This is a genomic window from Kitasatospora sp. NPDC040550, from assembly GCF_055594965.1.
The window spans coordinates 92,562-108,918 of sequence record NZ_JBVIWC010000003.1; the positions used below are offsets into that span (position 1 = coordinate 92,562).

17 protein-coding genes are annotated in these 16,357 nt (G+C 73.5%); 10 read left to right on the forward strand and 7 right to left on the reverse strand.

Annotation, left to right across the window (positions count from 1 at the left end):
- The first annotated feature begins 358 nt into the window (after nt 1-358).
- The 4 genes from ACZ58X_RS05670 to ACZ58X_RS05685 all read left to right on the forward strand — a co-directional run bounded on the left by ACZ58X_RS05670 (nt 359) and on the right by ACZ58X_RS05685 (nt 4,848).
- Complete coding sequence (locus tag ACZ58X_RS05670) at nt 359-1,564, forward strand: trypsin-like serine peptidase (protein WP_470332422.1); 1,206 nt, start codon at nt 359-361, stop codon at nt 1,562-1,564.
- 113 nt (nt 1,565-1,677) lie between these two features.
- The gene (locus tag ACZ58X_RS05675; RefSeq protein WP_470332423.1) at nt 1,678-3,333 is read left to right on the forward strand and encodes an ABC-F family ATP-binding cassette domain-containing protein; all 1,656 of its coding nucleotides are present in this window, start codon (nt 1,678-1,680) and stop codon (nt 3,331-3,333) included.
- Between the two features lie 82 nt (nt 3,334-3,415).
- Nucleotides 3,416-4,090, forward strand: a complete 675-nt coding sequence (locus tag ACZ58X_RS05680) for a nitroreductase family protein (RefSeq protein ID WP_470332424.1) — start codon at nt 3,416-3,418, stop codon at nt 4,088-4,090.
- A gap of 155 nt (nt 4,091-4,245) precedes the next feature.
- Complete coding sequence (locus tag ACZ58X_RS05685) at nt 4,246-4,848, forward strand: GNAT family N-acetyltransferase (protein ID WP_470332425.1); 603 nt, start codon at nt 4,246-4,248, stop codon at nt 4,846-4,848.
- Nucleotides 4,849-4,880: 32 nt separating this feature from the next.
- On the opposite strand, the gene ACZ58X_RS05690 is transcribed toward ACZ58X_RS05685, so the two are convergent.
- The gene (locus ACZ58X_RS05690; RefSeq protein ID WP_470332426.1) at nt 4,881-5,834 is read right to left on the reverse strand and encodes an aldo/keto reductase; all 954 of its coding nucleotides are present in this window, start codon (nt 5,832-5,834) and stop codon (nt 4,881-4,883) included.
- Between the two features lie 408 nt (nt 5,835-6,242).
- Between ACZ58X_RS05690 and ACZ58X_RS05695 the strand changes: the two genes are divergently transcribed.
- Both ACZ58X_RS05695 and ACZ58X_RS05700 read left to right on the forward strand, forming a co-directional pair.
- Nucleotides 6,243-7,742 (forward strand): carbohydrate binding domain-containing protein, encoded by a 1,500-nt coding sequence (locus ACZ58X_RS05695; protein ID WP_470332427.1) that lies wholly within the window; start codon nt 6,243-6,245, stop codon nt 7,740-7,742.
- 249 nt (nt 7,743-7,991) lie between these two features.
- Nucleotides 7,992-9,395: an SDR family oxidoreductase gene (locus ACZ58X_RS05700; protein ID WP_470332428.1), complete on the forward strand. Its 1,404-nt coding sequence runs from the start codon at nt 7,992-7,994 to the stop codon at nt 9,393-9,395.
- Between the two features lie 28 nt (nt 9,396-9,423).
- Here the strand turns inward: ACZ58X_RS05700 and ACZ58X_RS05705 are convergent, their stop codons facing one another.
- Together ACZ58X_RS05705 and ACZ58X_RS05710 are read right to left on the reverse strand one after the other, a co-directional pair.
- The gene (locus ACZ58X_RS05705; RefSeq protein WP_470332429.1) at nt 9,424-9,849 is read right to left on the reverse strand and encodes a hypothetical protein; all 426 of its coding nucleotides are present in this window, start codon (nt 9,847-9,849) and stop codon (nt 9,424-9,426) included.
- 89 nt (nt 9,850-9,938) lie between these two features.
- Complete coding sequence (locus ACZ58X_RS05710) at nt 9,939-10,682, reverse strand: SDR family oxidoreductase (protein ID WP_470332430.1); 744 nt, start codon at nt 10,680-10,682, stop codon at nt 9,939-9,941.
- A gap of 129 nt (nt 10,683-10,811) precedes the next feature.
- Between ACZ58X_RS05710 and ACZ58X_RS05715 the strand changes: the two genes are divergently transcribed.
- Entirely contained in the window at nt 10,812-11,411 is a 600-nt protein-coding gene (locus ACZ58X_RS05715) for a TetR/AcrR family transcriptional regulator (protein ID WP_470332431.1), read from the forward strand.
- Here the strand turns inward: ACZ58X_RS05715 and ACZ58X_RS05720 are convergent.
- Complete coding sequence (locus ACZ58X_RS05720) at nt 11,408-11,998, reverse strand: TetR/AcrR family transcriptional regulator (RefSeq protein WP_470332432.1); 591 nt, start codon at nt 11,996-11,998, stop codon at nt 11,408-11,410. The two genes, ACZ58X_RS05715 and ACZ58X_RS05720, sit on opposite strands and share 4 nt — an antisense overlap.
- 131 nt (nt 11,999-12,129) lie before the next feature.
- On the opposite strand from ACZ58X_RS05720, the gene ACZ58X_RS05725 reads away from it, so the two are divergent.
- The gene (locus ACZ58X_RS05725; protein WP_470332433.1) at nt 12,130-13,149 is read left to right on the forward strand and encodes a hypothetical protein; all 1,020 of its coding nucleotides are present in this window, start codon (nt 12,130-12,132) and stop codon (nt 13,147-13,149) included.
- 64 nt (nt 13,150-13,213) lie between these two features.
- Here the strand turns inward: ACZ58X_RS05725 and ACZ58X_RS05730 are convergent, their stop codons facing one another.
- The 3 genes from ACZ58X_RS05730 to def form a co-directional block, all read right to left on the reverse strand.
- The gene (locus ACZ58X_RS05730; RefSeq protein WP_470332434.1) at nt 13,214-13,732 is read right to left on the reverse strand and encodes a hypothetical protein; all 519 of its coding nucleotides are present in this window, start codon (nt 13,730-13,732) and stop codon (nt 13,214-13,216) included.
- Nucleotides 13,733-13,806: 74 nt separating this feature from the next.
- Nucleotides 13,807-14,448, reverse strand: coding sequence for a class I SAM-dependent methyltransferase (locus tag ACZ58X_RS05735; RefSeq protein WP_470332435.1), 642 nt, complete (start codon nt 14,446-14,448; stop codon nt 13,807-13,809).
- A gap of 9 nt (nt 14,449-14,457) precedes the next feature.
- Nucleotides 14,458-15,048, reverse strand: a complete 591-nt coding sequence (def, locus tag ACZ58X_RS05740; protein ID WP_470332436.1) for a peptide deformylase — start codon at nt 15,046-15,048, stop codon at nt 14,458-14,460.
- A 105-nt stretch (nt 15,049-15,153) separates the two neighbouring features.
- On the opposite strand from def, the gene ACZ58X_RS05745 reads away from it, so the two are divergent.
- Both ACZ58X_RS05745 and ACZ58X_RS05750 read left to right on the forward strand, forming a co-directional pair.
- Complete coding sequence (locus ACZ58X_RS05745; protein ID WP_470332437.1) at nt 15,154-15,690, forward strand: winged helix-turn-helix domain-containing protein; 537 nt, start codon at nt 15,154-15,156, stop codon at nt 15,688-15,690.
- Nucleotides 15,691-15,744: 54 nt separating this feature from the next.
- Nucleotides 15,745-16,281 carry a hypothetical protein gene (locus ACZ58X_RS05750; protein ID WP_470332438.1) on the forward strand — a complete coding sequence of 179 codons (537 nt, stop codon included), beginning with the start codon at nt 15,745-15,747 and terminating at the stop codon, nt 16,279-16,281.
- Nucleotides 16,282-16,357: the final 76 nt, after the last annotated feature.

A 16,357-nucleotide genomic window follows, 5' to 3' on the forward strand; every position in this document is an offset into this window, starting at 1 on the left:
GGGGCGGTGTCCCGGGACCTCAGTAGAGCAACGGCCTTCTCCTTGTCTGGCGGATGACGCGAACCACGCTAGGAGCCCCGACGGACGCGTGCAACCGGTTTTCCGGCAGCCGCGACGACGTCGGGACGGCACCGCGGCGCCGGGTCGACACCGCCGCGACAGCACGGCGAATTCGGCCACGGCAAAGGCCCCGTGCCGATCCGGTGCCGATCCGGTGACAGCCTCGTACCGGCCGGGGGCGCGTGTAAGGAGTTCCTTATCCGCATGGCAGACTCCTCACCTGCCATACCTGCGGCCCCAGCCGGCCGTACCCGAGGACCGGGCCGTATGGCGGTAGTCAACAGGGGGATTTGAACTCATGTCACCGATATCCCGGCCGAGCCGTGCCGTCCTCGGCGCCACCGTCGCCGCGCTGACCATGGTGGTCGCCACCGGCTGCGGACCGGACAACAGCGACCCGGCCGGCGCCCAGACCTCCGCGCCGTCGGTCGCGGCCAGTGCCTCCGGGAAGCCGGGTGCGGCTCCGATCAAGCTGCCGACGGTCGAGGAGCTGAAGACCTGGAAGCTCGAGGACTGGGACAAGTGGGCCCAGGCCAACGTGATCACCCCGGCGGTCAAGGGCTACTGGACCCTGCAGAAGCTGCTGAACGCCAAGCCGAAGCCGCTGCCGCAGGCGCCGGCTCAGCCCACCGGTCAGCCGACCGCCCAGCCGACGGGCGCGGCCCCGGCCCAGCCCACCGCCGCCCAGCCGCCGACCGGCCCGGACCAGCTGCCCTCGGTCGTCGCCGCCAAGCCCGTGGCGCACCCGTTCCCGAAGAACATGCACGTCAACGGCAAGATCTTCTTCAAGGACGGCAACGAGGACTACGTCTGCTCCGGCACCGTCGTCTCCGACCCGGCCAACCCGGGCAAGAGCAACCTGGTGTGGACCGCGAGCCACTGCCTGCACGGCGGCAAGGGCAACAAGTACTACACCGACATCACCTTCGCCCCGGCCTTCAACAGCAACGGCGTGCTGAGCAACGGCAACAAGCAGAAGTCCAAGCTGGACGACGCCGAGCCGTACGGCGAGTGGGGCGCGACCGCCGGCATGGTCTCCCCGCAGTGGACCCAGGAGGCCGACCCGGAGAAGGGCGGCCCGTGGAGCCAGTACGACTTCGGCATCATCAAGGTCGCCAACCCGGACCCGAACGGCAAGTCGCTGGAGGAGACCGTCGGCGGCTCCGTGCCGCTGTGGTTCAACGCCCCGCGCGACCAGCTCGCCTCCGTCGCCAACTACGGCTTCCCGGAGGGCAAGCCCTTCGACGGTGTCGAGCTGGAGCACTGCGACGGCGGCAAGCCGGCCGCGAAGCCCGGTGACCCGAGCCGCCCGGCGATGCTGATGATCGGCTGCAACATGACCGGCGGCAGCAGCGGCGGCGGGTGGTACACCACCAAGGACGGCAAGCCGGCCCTGGTCAGCGACACCTCCGTCGGCAACGGCGCCAACACCTACGAGGCGGGCCCCTACCTGGAGGACGTCGCGGCGCACATGTTCGACTACTTCTCCAAGAAGGCCAAGTGACCGAGGGCTGAGACCCGCCCTGGTCCCGTGCGGGGCCGCGACTGCCGGAAGGCAGCCGCGGCCCCGCCGCCTTTTCCGGCTCGGGGCCCGGTCCTCCTACAATCGGCTCCATCATGAGCGCGACACTCGTAGTCAAGGACCTCACCGCCGGCCACGGCGAACGCACCCTCTTCGCCGGCCTGGACCTGGTCGTCGCCCCCGGCGACGTGATCGGCCTGGTCGGCGTGAACGGCGCCGGCAAGTCGACCCTGCTGCGGCTGCTGGCCGGCCTGGACACCCCCGAGGGTGGGTCGCTGCGGCTCAGCCCGGCGAGCGCCCATATCGGCCACCTGCCGCAGGAGCCGGAGCGGCGCGAGGGCGAGTCGGTGCGCGACTTCCTCGCCCGGCGCACCGGCGTGGCGGCCGCCCAGGCCGAGCTGGACGAGGCCACCGAAGGCCTGGTCGAGGGCCGCCCGGGCGCCGACGACGCGTACGCGGCCGGCCTGGACCGCTGGCTGGACCTCGGCGGCGCCGACCTGGACGAGCGGGCCGAGGAGGTGGCCGACTCGCTGGGCCTCAAGGTCTCCCTCGACCTGCCGATGACGGCGCTCTCCGGCGGCCAGGCCGCCCGCGCGGGCCTGGCCTCGCTGCTGCTCTCCCGCTACGACGTGTTCCTGCTGGACGAGCCGACCAACGACCTCGACCTGGACGGCCTGGAGCGGCTGGAGGCCTTCGTCAAGGGCCTGCGCGTCGGCACCGTGCTGATCAGCCACGACCGCGAGTTCCTGGCCCGCACCGTGACCAAGGTGCTGGAGCTGGACCTGCACCAGCAGCAGGTCAAGCTGTACGGCGGCGGCTACGAGGCGTACCTGGAGGAGCGGGCGGTGGCCCGCCGGCACGCCCGCGAGGAGTACGAGGACTACGCCGACACCAAGTCCTCGCTGGAGGCCCGGGCGCAGATGCAGCGCAACTGGATGGAGCACGGCGTCCGCAACGCCCGCCGCAAGGGCGGCGACAACGACAAGAACGCCAAGGCGAAGCGCACCGAGTCCACCGAGAAGCAGGCGTCCAAGGCCCGGCAGACCCAGCGGATGATCGAGCGGCTGGACGTGGTCGAGGAGCCGCGCAAGGAGTGGGAGCTGCGGATGGAGATCGCCACCGCGCCGCGCTCCGGCTCGGTGGTGGCCACCCTGCGGGCGGCCGTCGCCAAGCGCGGCGACTTCGCCTTCGGCCCGGTGGACCTGCAGATCGACTGGGCCGACCGGGTCGCGATCACCGGGGCCAACGGCGCGGGCAAGTCCACCCTGCTGGCGGCCCTGCTCGGCCGGCTCGAACTCGACTCCGGCAGTGCCGTGCTGGGCTCCGGCGTGGTGGTCGGCGAGGTGGACCAGGCGCGCGGGCACATCTTCAAGAACGAGCACAGCCTGGGCGGGGAGCCGCTGGCGGACGCCTTCGCGGCCGCCGTGCCGGAGCTCACCGAGGAGGAGGTGCGCACCCTGCTGGCCAAGTTCGGCCTCAAGGCGGTGCACGTGCTGCGCCCGGCGGGCACCCTCTCCCCCGGCGAGCGCACCCGGGCCGCGCTGGCGCTGCTGCAGGCCCGCGGGGTCAACCTGCTGGTGCTGGACGAGCCCACCAACCACCTGGACCTGCCCGCGATCGAGCAGCTGGAGTCCGCGCTCGGTTCGTACACCGGCACCCTGCTGCTGGTCACCCACGACCGGCGGATGCTGGACACGGTGGCGGTGAACCGTCGGATCGAGGTCCGGGACGGCCGGGTGCACGAGCTGTAGGTCCTTCGCGGCACAGCCGGCCGCTCCGCGAATTGGTCTCTACCTCTTCCCGGAGCGGCCGTCATGTGCTGTGCTGTCGGCCATGGTTGACAGCGCAGTGGCAGGGACGCCCCACCCGACCGTCCCGCTCACCCCGATGACGGTGCCGGCCCACCAGGCCGAGGCCCGCAGCAAGGCCTTCCACGACGTGATGGCGCAGCGCCGGACCGTCCGCGACTACTCCACCGAACCGATCCCGGACGGGGTGGTCGAGTGGGCCGTCCGTACCGCGAGCACCGCGCCCAGCGGCGCCCACGTCCAGCCCTGGCGCTTCGTGGTGATCACCGACCCGGAGCGCAAGCGGCTGCTGCGCGAGGCGGCCGAGGCGGAGGAGCGCGAGTTCTACGGCCACCGGGCGTCCGAGGAGTGGCTGGCCGCGCTGGCGCCGATCGGCACCGACTGGCACAAGCCGTTCCTGGAGGACGCGCCGGCCGTGATCGTGGTCTTCGAGGTGCACAAGGGCCCCAGCTCGCCGCGCCCGTACTACACCAAGGAGTCGGTGGGGATCGCGGTCGGCCTGCTGCTGGCCTCGCTGCACCAGGCCGGGCTGGCCACGCTGACCCACACGCCGAGCCCGATGCGGTTCCTCAACGAGGTGTGCGGGCGCCCAGCGGAGGAGCGGGCCGCGTACGTGATCCCGGTCGGCTACCCGGCCGAGGGGGCGCGGGTGCCGGACCTGCGGCGCAAGGAGCTGGACGAGGTGATGATCCGGCTCTGACGCGCCGGGCGGCGCGCCGCCGCGCCCGCGGGACGCGCCCCGCAGCGCACGGCGGGCGCCCCCGCGAAGCGCGTCGCCCGCCCCCGCCGGTCGGCGGGACGGGATGCGCCCCCGTCCGGATGTGGCAGGTCCGGGCCAAGGACATAATCGCCGCCATGAGCCCCGCACTGCCACAGTCCTGCGAGCCCGCCCGGGTGGCACCCGAGGTGACCACCGGGCGGCCGCCCGAACTGCTGCGGCTGCCCGGCGGCCTCTCCCTGCACCGCCGCCGCAGCGCCCACGCACCGGCGCTGCACCGGGCCGTCCGGGCCAACCTGGAGCACCTGCGGCCCTGGCTGGACTGGGCGGCCGAGGTCCCCACCCGGGCCCGGACCGCCGAACGGACCAGGGCCGGCACCGCCGCCTGGGAGGCCGGGACGGACTTCATGTACCTCGCCGACCTGGACGGGGCCCCCGGCCGGGTGGTCGCCGCCCTCGGGCTGCACGCGCGGATCGGCCCGGGCGCCCTGGAGATCGGCTACTGGGTGGCGGCCCGGCACGTCGGCCGCGGCATCGCCACCACCGCGGCCGGGGCGCTGACCGAGGCCGCGCTGGCGCTGCCCGGGATCGTCCGGGTGGAGATCCGCTGCGACCGGGCGAACGCCGCCAGCGCGGCCGTCCCGCGCAAGCTCGGCTACCGGCTGGACCGGGTCGCCGAGGCCGCCGTCCGGGCCCCGGGCGAGACCGGGCGGCAGCTGGTCTGGGTCATGGAGCGGTGACGCCCCGCGCGCGGTAGCGGCACCCGGGGCGCTCAGTAGCGCCCGCCCTCCGGGGCAGGCAGCGCGTCCAGCTCGGCCAGGTCGGCCGCCGAGAGCTCGACCTCGGCCGCGCCCACGTTGTCCTCCAGGTAGCGCGGCGTCTTGGTGCCCGGGATCGGGAGGACGTACCGGCCCTGCGCCAGCACCCAGGCGAGCGCGACCCGCGCCGGGGTGGTGCCGAGCCGCTCGGCGACCTCCCGGACCCTGCCGACCAGCGCCAGGTTGGCCTTGAGCGCGTCCTGCTGGAAGCGCGGCAGGCGGCGGCGGAGGTCGTCCTCGGGCAGCTCGTCGAAGGAGGAGATGCTGCCGGTCAGGAAGCCCCGGCCGAGCGGCGAGAAGGGGAGGAAGGCGATGCCCTGCTCCTCGGTGTACGGCAGCACCTCGGCCAGCACGTCCCTGGTCCACAGCGACAGTTCGGACTGCACGGAGGCCACCGGGTGCACGGCCTGGGCGCGCCGGATCTCCTCGACGCCGACCTCGGAGAGCCCGATCCGACGAGCCTTGCCGGCCCGGACGGCCTCGGCGAGCGCGCCCCAGGTCTCCTCGATCGGGACGGCCGGGTCGACCCGGTGCAGCTGGTAGAGGTCGACGTGGTCGGTGCCGAGCCGGCGCAGGCTGTCGTCGATCGAGCGGCGCACGTGCTCGGGCCGGCCGTCGCGCACGTTCGGACCGCCGCCGCCCGGGACGATGCCCACCTTGGTGGCGAGGAAGGCGCGCTCGCGGTGCGGGCCGGCCAGGGCGGCGCCGACCACCTCCTCGTTGCTGTACGGGCCGTAGACGTCAGCGGTGTCGATCAGGGTGACGCCGAGGTCCAGCGCCTGGTGGATGACCCGGACGGACTTCTCGTCGTCCCGGCTCCGGACGTCGTAGGCGTGGGTCATCCCCATGCAGCCGAGGCCGATCACGCCGACCTCCGGGCCGCCGCTGCCGAACGAGGCGCTGCGCATGACGGTGCTCCGATCTGTGGTTCCGCTGAGCCGAAGTGGATCAACGCCGCCAGCTTCCCCCTTGGAGTGCACTCGAGGTCAAGCCTCCGGCCCGGTACGGCCATCGGACTGGTCATCGGACCGGGCGGCGGACCAGGCGGGCGCTCAGCGACGACATCCCGGTGAAGGAGTGCGAGCCGTGCCGCGTCGGCTGACCGGCTGACCGGCCGGCCTCCTTAAACCCTCCCTAAAACCTGCTCCCGGAAGGCTCCCGAACGCCCGGAAGTGCTTGACGTGCACAGCTGGTCTAGTCCAGTTTGATCCTCAGCACCGCGCTCCTCCCGCACCGGAACAGCCCCCATGCTGCCGCCCGCCCCGCGTCTCCCCCCTTCGCGGCGCGGGCGGCCCCACGCTCCGAGAGGCACCCCCATGCCCAGCGCGCCCCAGCACGCCCCCATCCGGCGCCGCACCACCGGCCGGACCACCCTGCTGAGCCTCACCGCCGCCACCGTGCTCGCGGCCGGCGGCCTCGCCACCCTCGCCGGGAACGCCGGCGCCGCAGACGCCAACCTGCTCGCCAACGGCGGCTTCGAGAGCGGCACGCTCGCCCCGTGGAGCTGTTCCGCCGGTACCGGAAGCATCGTCAACTCCGGTGCCCACAGCGGAGTCGACGCCCTCAAGGGGGCGGTCAGCGCCGGCGACACCGCGCAGTGCGGCCAGACCGTGAGCGTCCAGCCCAACACCACCTACACCCTGAGCGCCTGGGTGCAGGGCCAGTACGTCTACCTCGGCGCCACCGGCAGCGGCGTCACCGACCCCGCCGTGTGGACCCCGGGCGGCACCAACTGGCAGCAGCTGTCCGCCAGTTTCACCACCGGACCGAGCACCACCAGCGTCAACGTCTACCTGCACGGCTGGTACGGGCAGGGCGCCTACCTCGCCGACGACGTCACCCTCACCGGCCCCGGCGGCGGCGGGCCGACCACCCCGCCGACCGGGACGCCCACGAGCACGCCCACCGGCGGCCCGACCACCCCGCCGCCGAACGTCGCCCTCCCCGTCGCCCCGTACATCGACATGGGCGCCTGGCCCACCCCGTCCATGCCCGACATGGCCAAGGCCGGCGGCGTCAAGGGCTACACCATGGGCTTCGTCACCGGCGTCGGCTGCAAGGCCAGCTGGTTCAACGCCTACGACCCGCGCACCGGTTGGGCCAAGGACCAGGTCGACGCGCTCCGCGCGGCCGGCGGCGACGTCAAGCTCTCCTTCGGCGGCGCCAGCGGCACCGAACTCGCCGCCGCCTGCACCTCGGTGGACTCGCTGTTCAACGAGTACGACGCGGTGGTCAACGCCTACAACCTGCGCTACGTCGACTACGACATCGAGGGCGCGGCGATCGCCGACACCGCCTCCAACGACCGCCGCTCCGCCGCGCTCGCCAAGCTCCAGCAGGCCCACCCCGGCCTCAAGGTCTCGCTCACCCTGCCCGTCCTGCCCGAGGGCCTGACCAGCGAGGGCGTCGCCATCGTCAAGTCCGCCCGGGACGCCGGGGTCAACCTGGACCTGGTCAACATCATGGCGATGGACTACTACCGCTCCGGCAGCGACTACGGCAACGCCGCCGTCCAGGCCGCGCAGGCGACCTTCGGCCAGCTCAAGGCGCTCTACCCGGCGAAGACCGACGCCCAGCTGTGGGCCATGGTCGGGGTCACCCCGATGATCGGCGAGAACGACGACCACCAGATCTACAACCAGGCCGCCGCCCAGCAGTTGGTGACCTTCACCCAGCAGAACCACCTCGGCCTGCTCGCCTTCTGGGACGCCACCCGGGACGCCAACGCCTGCACCGGCGGCTCGCTGGCCAAGTGCACCAACATCCCGCAGCAGCCGTACGAGTTCGCGAAGATCTTCAGCAAGTACGCGGGCTGACCCGACGACGTTTCGGGGTGCCGGCGGGCCAGGGGGCCGCCGGCACCCCGCCGTCAACCCGCTCCCGGACGGCCTCGGTCGCCTCGTCCGCCCGAACGACCCACCCGACTTCGGCAGGCACGAGCCGGACCGGCGGCGGGTGGGCTCGCTCACCTCCGGCTGCGGCTGATACCCCGGAATAATTGGCATCTCATCGTCCCGGATCGTCCACTACTGTCCCTCCCACCTGTACGAATCGAGGGGGCGGGCATGACGGTCCGGGACGACCACCAACAGCTGATCACCACCACGACCAGCGAAGCCGCGTGTGCGGCGGGCCTCACCCCCGAGGAACTCAGCGCGTTCAGCGTCACCCTGGGTCGGCTGCGCGGCCTCCCCTCCCACGACCGCACCCGACTGGTCGCCGAGCGCCAGCTCAGCTCCTTCGTGATGGAGAGCCGCAAGCGCCGCCGCCAGGAGGCCAAGGAGGTCGTCCGGCAGGCCGACGCCGCTCTGCTCGCCGCCACCGCGACCGGCGCCCGGCAGCGCCGCGAGGACGCGCCGCTCGCCCCGGCCCCGGCAGGACCGGTGGGCGAACTGCTCGTCCCGCGCCGGTGCTACGTCTGCAAGCAGCCGTACCAACAGGTCGACGGCTTCTACCACATGCTCTGCCCCGACTGCGCGGCCGACAACACCGCCCGCCGCGGCCTCTCCACCGACCTGCGCGGCCGGCGGGCGCTGCTCACCGGCGGACGGGTGAAGATCGGCTTCCAGCTCGCGCTGATGCTGCTGCGGGACGGCGCCGAGCTGATCGTCACCAGCCGCTTCCCGCAGGACACCGTCCGCCGCTTCCGGGCCGCCGAGGGCAGCGCGCAGTGGTGGGAGCGGCTGACCGTGGTCGGCATCGATCTCCGGGACCCGCGCCAAGTCCTCGGCCTGACGGAGCAGTTGCGCGCCGACGGACGGCCGCTGGACATCCTGGTCAACAATGCCGCGCAGACGCTGCGCCGCCCGGCGGAGTCCTACGCCCTGCTGGCGGCCGGCGAGTCCGCGGCCCTGCCGGGCGCCGACCGCCGGGCCGTCACCCACGCGCCCGGGTTCCGGCCGTTCGCCGACGCCGCTCGACTGCCCTCGGGCACGGGCGCGTTGCTGGACTTCACCGACGAGGCCGGGCTGCTGCCCGACCTGGCGCCCGCCAACTCCTGGTCCGCCACGCTCGGTTCGCTCGACCCGGCGGAGCTGCTGGAGACCCAGCTGGTCAACGCCCTGGCCCCGGCCCTGCTCTGCGACCGGCTCCTGCCGCTGCTGCTCGCCTCCCCGCACCCCGCCCGGTACATCGTCAACGTCACGGCGGTGGAGGGCCGGTTCGCCGTCCGCAACAAGACCGCGCGCCACCCGCACACCAACATGGCCAAGGCCGCGCTCAACATGCTCACCCGCACCAGCGCGGCCGAACTCGCCCCGCAGGGCGTGCACATGTGCGCCGTCGACACCGGCTGGATCACCGACGAGAACCCGGCGCCCAAGAAGACCCGGATCGCCGCCCGGGGCTTCCGCACCCCGCTGGACATCGTGGACGGCGCGGCCCGGGTGTACGACCCGATCGTGCGCGGCGAGGCCGGGCACCCGGTGTCGGGGGTGTTCCTCAAGGACTACCGGGTCGCGGAGTGGTGACGTGGCGAGGTGGTGACGTGGTGACGGCTCAGGTGTCGTAGCAGCCGTGCCACGGCGCGTGGAAGCCGAGGCCGTCGGGGTGGAGCTCGACCCAGGGCCCTTCCTCCTCGCCGTCCTCGTCGTCCTCGTCGGCTTCCTCGTCGTCGAGGAGGAGGCCGAAGAGCACGCCGTCGACCTCCACGGAGAACTGCGCGATCGCGATGTCCCCGTACACGCGCTCGGGCAGGGCGTCCAGCCACTCCTCCAGCAGCCGACGCGCCTCCGCGGCCGTGCCGACGGCCCGGATGCTCGACTCCAGGTGCCGGCCGGCCCGGTCGAAGCGGTGCAGCACCGCGTACGGCCGGCCGTCGGCCCACACGGCCGAGGCGAAGAACTGGCCGCCCTGCCAGCGGCCGATGGTGTCCGTGCGCCGGTCCGGCTCGCGCCGGATCGGGATCAGTGCGGGTACGTTCATGCTCGAACCCTAGGCCCGACCTGCGAGGACGGCCCGCCCGGGGTGCCCCGGGCGGGCCGTCGCGTCATTCGGTGATCAGCGACCAGTGCTCAGCGGCCGGTCGGCAGGTTGGCCCCGCCGGTGCAGTCGAGCACCACGCCGGTGACGAAGGTGTTGGCGGCGAACATCTGGATCGCCCGGGCGACGTCCTCGGGGCGCCCGACCCGGCCGACCGGGGTGGTGGCGGCCAGGCCGTCGAACAGCGCGGTGCGCTGCTCGACGGGGACGCGGTCCCACCACGGGGTGTCGATGACGCCGGGCGAGACGGCGTTGACCCGCAGCGGGGCGAGTTCGACGGCCAGCGGCGGGACCATCGCCTCCAGGGCGCCGTTGATGGCGGCCAGTCCGGCGGTGCCGGGGATGGCGGCGCGGGCCGAGGCGGCGGTGATCAGGGTGACCGAGCCGTCCTCGCGCAGGTGCGGCAGCGCGGCCTGGAGGACGCGCACCTGCGGCCAGAACTTGGCGTCGAAGCCGTGGGCGAGGTCGGCGAGGTCGAGCTGGGCGAAGGGGCCGCTGCCGGCCGCGCCGCTGACCGCGACGACCAGGTGGTCGACGGTGCCGGCGCCGGTGAAGAAGGCCGCGAGGGCGGCCGGGTCGGTCGCGTCCAGTTGCGCGCCCTCGGTCTTGCCGCCGATCCGGGCGACGGCGGCGTCCAGCTTGGCGCGGTCGCGGCCGGTGATCACGACCTCGGCGCCGTCGGCCGCGAAGGCGGTCGCGGTCGCCTCGCCGATGCCCGAGCTGCCGCCCATGACGACGACGCGCTGTCCGGCGAAGAGGTTCGATGCAGTGCTCATGGTTCTGGCCCTTCCGGCTTGATCGGGAACTTGTCGAGACCAGCGGTTCCGGTAACAATGTTTGCCGAGACTGCTAGTCTTGTCAAGCGGGGAAAGGAAGCACGGGGACAGGAAGAGAGGGACACCGCCATGAGCGAGACCGACCCCCAGGCCACCCGGCCGCACACCGGCCGCCGCCGCAACGAGGCGGCCCACCGGGCGATCCTGGACGCGGCGCTGCACCTGCTCGCGGAATCCGACGGCACGCCCGTCACCATCGACGCCATCGCCCGCGCGGCCGGCGTCGGCAAGCAGACCGTCTACCGCTGGTGGCCCTCCAAAGGCGCCGTCCTGTTGGACGCCCTGACCGACCGCGCCGACCAGGACGTCACCGACCACCCCGACACCGGCGCACTCCGCACCGACCTGCGGGCCTTCCTGACGACCACCTTCGACGCCGCCCGACAGAGCACCACGGCCTCCGCGCTGCGCACCCTGGTCCGCGAGGCCGCCCGCGACCCGCACCTGGCCGAACTCATGCAGACCTTCACCGCCACCCGGCGCGACGCGCTGCACGACCTGCTCGCCCGGGGGCGCGAGCGCGGCGAACTGGCCGACCACGCCGACCTCGACCTGATCGTGGACCAGGTCTACGGGGTGTTCTGGTACCGCTTCCTGCTCGGCCACGGCCCGCTGGACCCGGCCGTCGCCGAGCGGCTCGCCGACACCCTGGTCAGCGGCAACGACTAACCAGGCACACCCCGGCGCCGCACCAGCGGCAGGTACACCTCGTCGACGATCTCCACCAGCACGTCGTCGGGCGCGCTCGGCACCCCCCGCACCACGAACTCGTTGCGCAGCAGCACCACCGCGACCGTCGCCACCCGTGGGTGCAGCACCTCGGGCTCCGCCTCGCCGCGGGCGACGGCCCGGCCGAGCACGGTGAGCCAGGGGGCGGCCGCGGCGTCGCCGGACTGGTCCTGCAGCTGCGCCAGGAACTCGCTCGCGCCGCCCGCGGCGGCCAGCAGTTCGCGCAGCACGCCGCCGAGCGGGGAACTCCAGTGCCGGTTCGCCTGGCGCAGCAACTCCAGTGCGTCACCGCGCAGTTCACCGGTGTCGGGGAGCGGGGCGGCCTTGGCGAGCTGCTTGTAGGCGGCGATGCCGAGGGCCAGGCGGTTCGGCCAGCGCCGGTAGATGGCGTTCTTGTTGGTGCCCGCGCGGGCGGCGACCTTGTCCATGGTCAGCCCGGCGTACCCGGCCCCGTCGAGCTCCGCGACCGCGGCCGCCAGGATCGCCTCCTCCAGCGCCGCCCCGCGCCGCCGCGTCTGCCCGGCCATGCTCCCGCTCCGCCCTCGCTGTCGCCCGTACCGCCCCCATGCTTACTTGCCCTCCTGCCCCGACGGCAACTACGGTACTCGCCGTACCGTAAGTTTCGTACGTTTCCGATCCTCCATGAAGGCAGGGGAGCATGCGTGCCAAGGGAATCAGCTACGACACCGGATTCGTCAGGAACGGGTCGTACTCCCGAAAGCTGTTCGACTCGGAGAGCGTCGAACGCGAGCTCCGGATCATCCGCGACGAACTGCACTGCACCGCCGTCCGGATCATGGGCGGCGATCCGGACCGGATCGAGCTCGCCGCCGGGTTGGCCGCCGGCCTCGGACTGGAGGTCTGGTTCTCCCCGTACCCGCTGGAGCTGAGCACCGAGGAAATACTGCGGCTGTTCGCCGACTGCGCCGGGCGCGCGGAGCGGCTGCGGCGCGGCGGGGCCGAGGTGGTGTTCGTGGCCGGCGCCGAACTGAGCCTGATGAACCCCGGCTTCCTGCCGGGCGACACCACGGACGAGCGGGTCGCGCTGCTCGCCCGGCCGGAGGAGGTGCGCAAGCACCTCGGCACGGTCAGCGCCAAGGTCAACGCCTTCCTCGGCGAGGCGGTGGCCACCGTCCGCGCCCACTTCGCCGGACCCCTCACCTACGCCGCCGTCCCGCTGGAGCGGGTCGACTGGACGCCCTTCGACCGGATCTCCCTCGACCTGTACCGCTCCGCCGAGATCGCCGACCGCTTCGCCGACGGCGTCCGGGACCTCACGACCCAGGGCAAGCCGGTCGCCGTCACCGAGTTCGGCTCCGCCACCTACCGCGGCGCCGGCGACCGGGGCGCGCTCGGCCTGGAGATCGTCGAATCGGACGCCGCCGGCCCGGTGCGCCTCGACGGCGTGTACGAGCGGGACGAACCCGCCCAGGCCGCCTACGTCCGCGAGCTGCTGACGGCCTTCGACGAGGGCGGCATCGACGCCGCCTTCGTGTTCACCTTCGCGCTGTACGACTTCGTCCACCGCCCGGACGGCGACCCGCGCGAGGACCTCGACCTGGCCAGCTACGGCATCGTCAAGGTCTACGAGGACCGCCCGGGCAGCGCCTTCCCCGGCCTGCCCTGGGACCCGAAGGAGGCCTTCACCACGGTCGGCGAGTACTACCGGACGCACTGACGCACACCCGGTCGGCGCGGGAGGTCGGCCGGTCCGACGTCCCGCCCCAACCGGGCGCGGGCGCTCAGGCGGTGCGGCGGCGGAAGTACGCGACGCCGAGGGCGATGGTGATCGGCCCCCACAGCGCGGCCGGGGTGACGCAGACCCGGTACAGCGCCTCCCACCAGCCGTTGTCGAACCCGACCTCGTCCAGTACGCCGGCCCAGGCGAGCGGCTGGAGGCCGAAGAGCCCGAACAGCACCAGCCCGCCCAGCACCGTCGCGACCAGCGGCCCGAGCGGCGGCACCCGGCGCCCCCGCAGGAACGGCACCCAGCGCGGGAACACCTCGCCCCAGCCGCTGACCAGGCCCAGGGTGAGCAGCGCCAGCCCCTCGGTGGTCAGGCTCAGGGCGAACACGTACGGCGTGGCCCACCAGACCCAGGGCGGGCGGTTCGGGTCGACCGTGCCCATCACGTAGTCGAAGGCGAACGGAAGCCGCCACAGGCAGTGCGGCAGCAGGACGAACGGCAGGGCCTTGGCCGAGCGCAGGGCCCAACGGGGGACGGGGCGTTCGGTGTCACCGACGGGGATGTTCTTCCACATGCGTCCACCCTCGCCGCCGCCACCCCTGCCCCACCTCGACCTCGCGGCCCGACCCCCTCCCCCGGCAGAGCGATCTAGGTGTGCGCCAGCAGGCTGACGTACCCCCGGTCCGGGCGCTCCGGCCGGGTCTGTTCCAGCCGGGTGGTGACGGTGAACCCGGCCCCGGCCAGCAGCGCCACCAGGCGTCCGGCCGGGACGAGGTGGGAGGACCAGGACACCGGGTGCCCGTACGCCGAGCTCGGCCGGGACTCCTCGTCGCCGGTGTGCCCGCCCAGCAACAGGTGCCCGCCGGGGGCGAGCACCCGGTGGAACTCCGCGAACAGCGCGGGCAGTTCGGCCTCCGGGGTGTGGTGGACGGAGTACCAGGCGAGGATGCCGCCGAGACTGCCGTCGGCGGCGTCCAGGGCGGCCATCGAGCCGACGGCGAAGCGCAGCCGGGGGTACGCGCGGCGGGCGAGGGCGATCATCCCGCCCGAGACGTCGACGCCGTGGGCGCGCAGCCCCAGCCCGTCCAGGTACGCCGTCACCCGCCCCGGCCCGCAGCCGAGGTCGGCGACCTCGGCGCCGCCCGCCTCCCGGACCAGCTCCGCGAAGGCGGCGAGCATCGCGCGCGAGAGCGGGTCCATGCCCTCGGGCGGGACGACGCGGCGGAGGTAGTCGGCGGCCACGGTGTCGTAGGACTCGCGGACGGCGGTGAGGTGTGCGGGCTCGGTCACCGCGCCACACTAGGGCGTGTCCGAGGCCTTCGCGGCCCGGGCGGCGCGCTCGGCGAAGACCTTCTCGCGGCGGTCGGCGGTCTGCTTCATCATCCGCTTGCGGTCGCGGGCGGAGAGCCGGTCGAGGTAGAGGCCGCCGTTCAGGTGGTCGGTCTCGTGCTGGAGGCAGCGGGCGAAGTATCCGGTGCCCTCGATCACCACGGGCTCGCCGTGCCGGTCGACGCCGTGCACCACCGCGTGGGCGGGGCGGGCGAGTTGGGTGTTGGCACCGGGCACGGACAGGCAGCCCTCGACGTCCTCGATCAGGCGGCGGCCGGGCTCCTGCGCCTCGACCACCGGATTGAGCACGTGGCCGACGTGCCGCACGCCGTCCTCGTCGGTGCAGTCGTAGACGAACAGCCTGAGGTCCACGTCCACCTGGTTGGCGGCGAGGCCGCAGCCGTCGGCGACGTACATGGTGGCGAACATGTCCTCGACCAGCCGGGCCAGTCGCTCGCTGCCGAAGTCCTGCTCGGTCGCCGTGCGGCAGGTGCGGCGGAGGATCTCCTCCCCCACCTCGGTGATCCGCAGGACGGTCGGATGCTCGCGCAGCTCGGACACGGGTGCTCCCCTTCGATGGACTTGCCGTCGGACGTGATGCCGGACGTGCGGTCGGACGTGCGGTCGGACTTGCTGTCAGCTTTGCAAAGTAGCAGACTTTGCAAAGTGACCGAAGACGTCGTCAGATCCGGGACCCTCCCCGAACACGCGGTGCGCACCGCCCTGTTGGCACTCCTCACCGAACACGGCACCCTCACCTCCACCGAGGCCGCCGCACACCTGGGCCAGAGCTCCGGACTCTGCTCCTTCCACCTGCGGCAGCTCGCCCGCCACGGGCTGATCGAGGAGGCCCCCGCCCTCGACGGCCGGGCCCGCCCCTGGCGCCTCCCCCGGGCGGTCCGGCCGGAGCAGGACCCGGAACCGAGCGAGCAGGAGTTCGGCGAACTCGCCCGCGGCCTGGAGGACGAGAGCCACCGGCGCTGGCTGGCCCGGCGCTCCGAGGCGCCCGCCGAGTGGCGGCAGGACGAGGCGTTCAGCACCGTCGTCCACCTCACCCCGGCCGAACTGGCCGCCGTCGGCGCCGAGGTGCGCGGGATCCTCGCCCGCTACCGCGACCGCGAGGCCGACCCGGCCGCCCGCCCCGCCGGGGCCCGCCCGGTCGCCGCCGTCACCCGGCTGTTCCCGCTGCTGGAAGGGCGCTGAGCCCGCCCGGCCGACAGCAGAACCGGACGGACGTTCGGTGCGTCCGTTTGAGGCGTGATCAGTGCGGTGCTCGGCGGAATGCCGATGTTCTGGCCCGGGCTGCTGCTCTCGCTGGTGCCGGCGGCGCTGCTGAACCAGCCGGTGGGGCGGTTGCTGCGGGCCCATTGGGTGGTGGGCTTCCTGCTGCTGCTCGGGCTCGGCGGAGTCGTCGTGGCGACGCTGCTGCCGGAGGCGTTCCGGCTGTCCGCGGACGCCGTGCGGCACTGCACCGTCCAGGGGGTGCGGCCGCGTTCGCCGTACGAGCTGCTGCACGTGCGGCACATCGAGCTCAAGCTGGCGACCTACGCCCCGGTCGGCTTCGCCGCCGCCCTGGCCGGGACGAGGCGGCGGGCGGTGGTGGCGCTGCTGGGCGCGGCGGTGCTGCCGTTCGCGGTGTCGGCGGTGCAGTACGCGGTGCCGTCGATCGGGCGGGCCTGCGACGTGCAGGACGTCTGGGACGGGGTGCAGGGGGTCGTCCTGGGGGCAGCGGTGAGGCTGGCGCTGGGACCGGTGGTCCGGCGGGTGGCCCGGGCCCGGGCGGCGACGGGCTGAGCGGCCGGGATCGGGGCCGAGGGCGCGGCCTCGACCGGGTTGGTCGCCCGACTCCGAAGAACTGCCGGCCTCCACG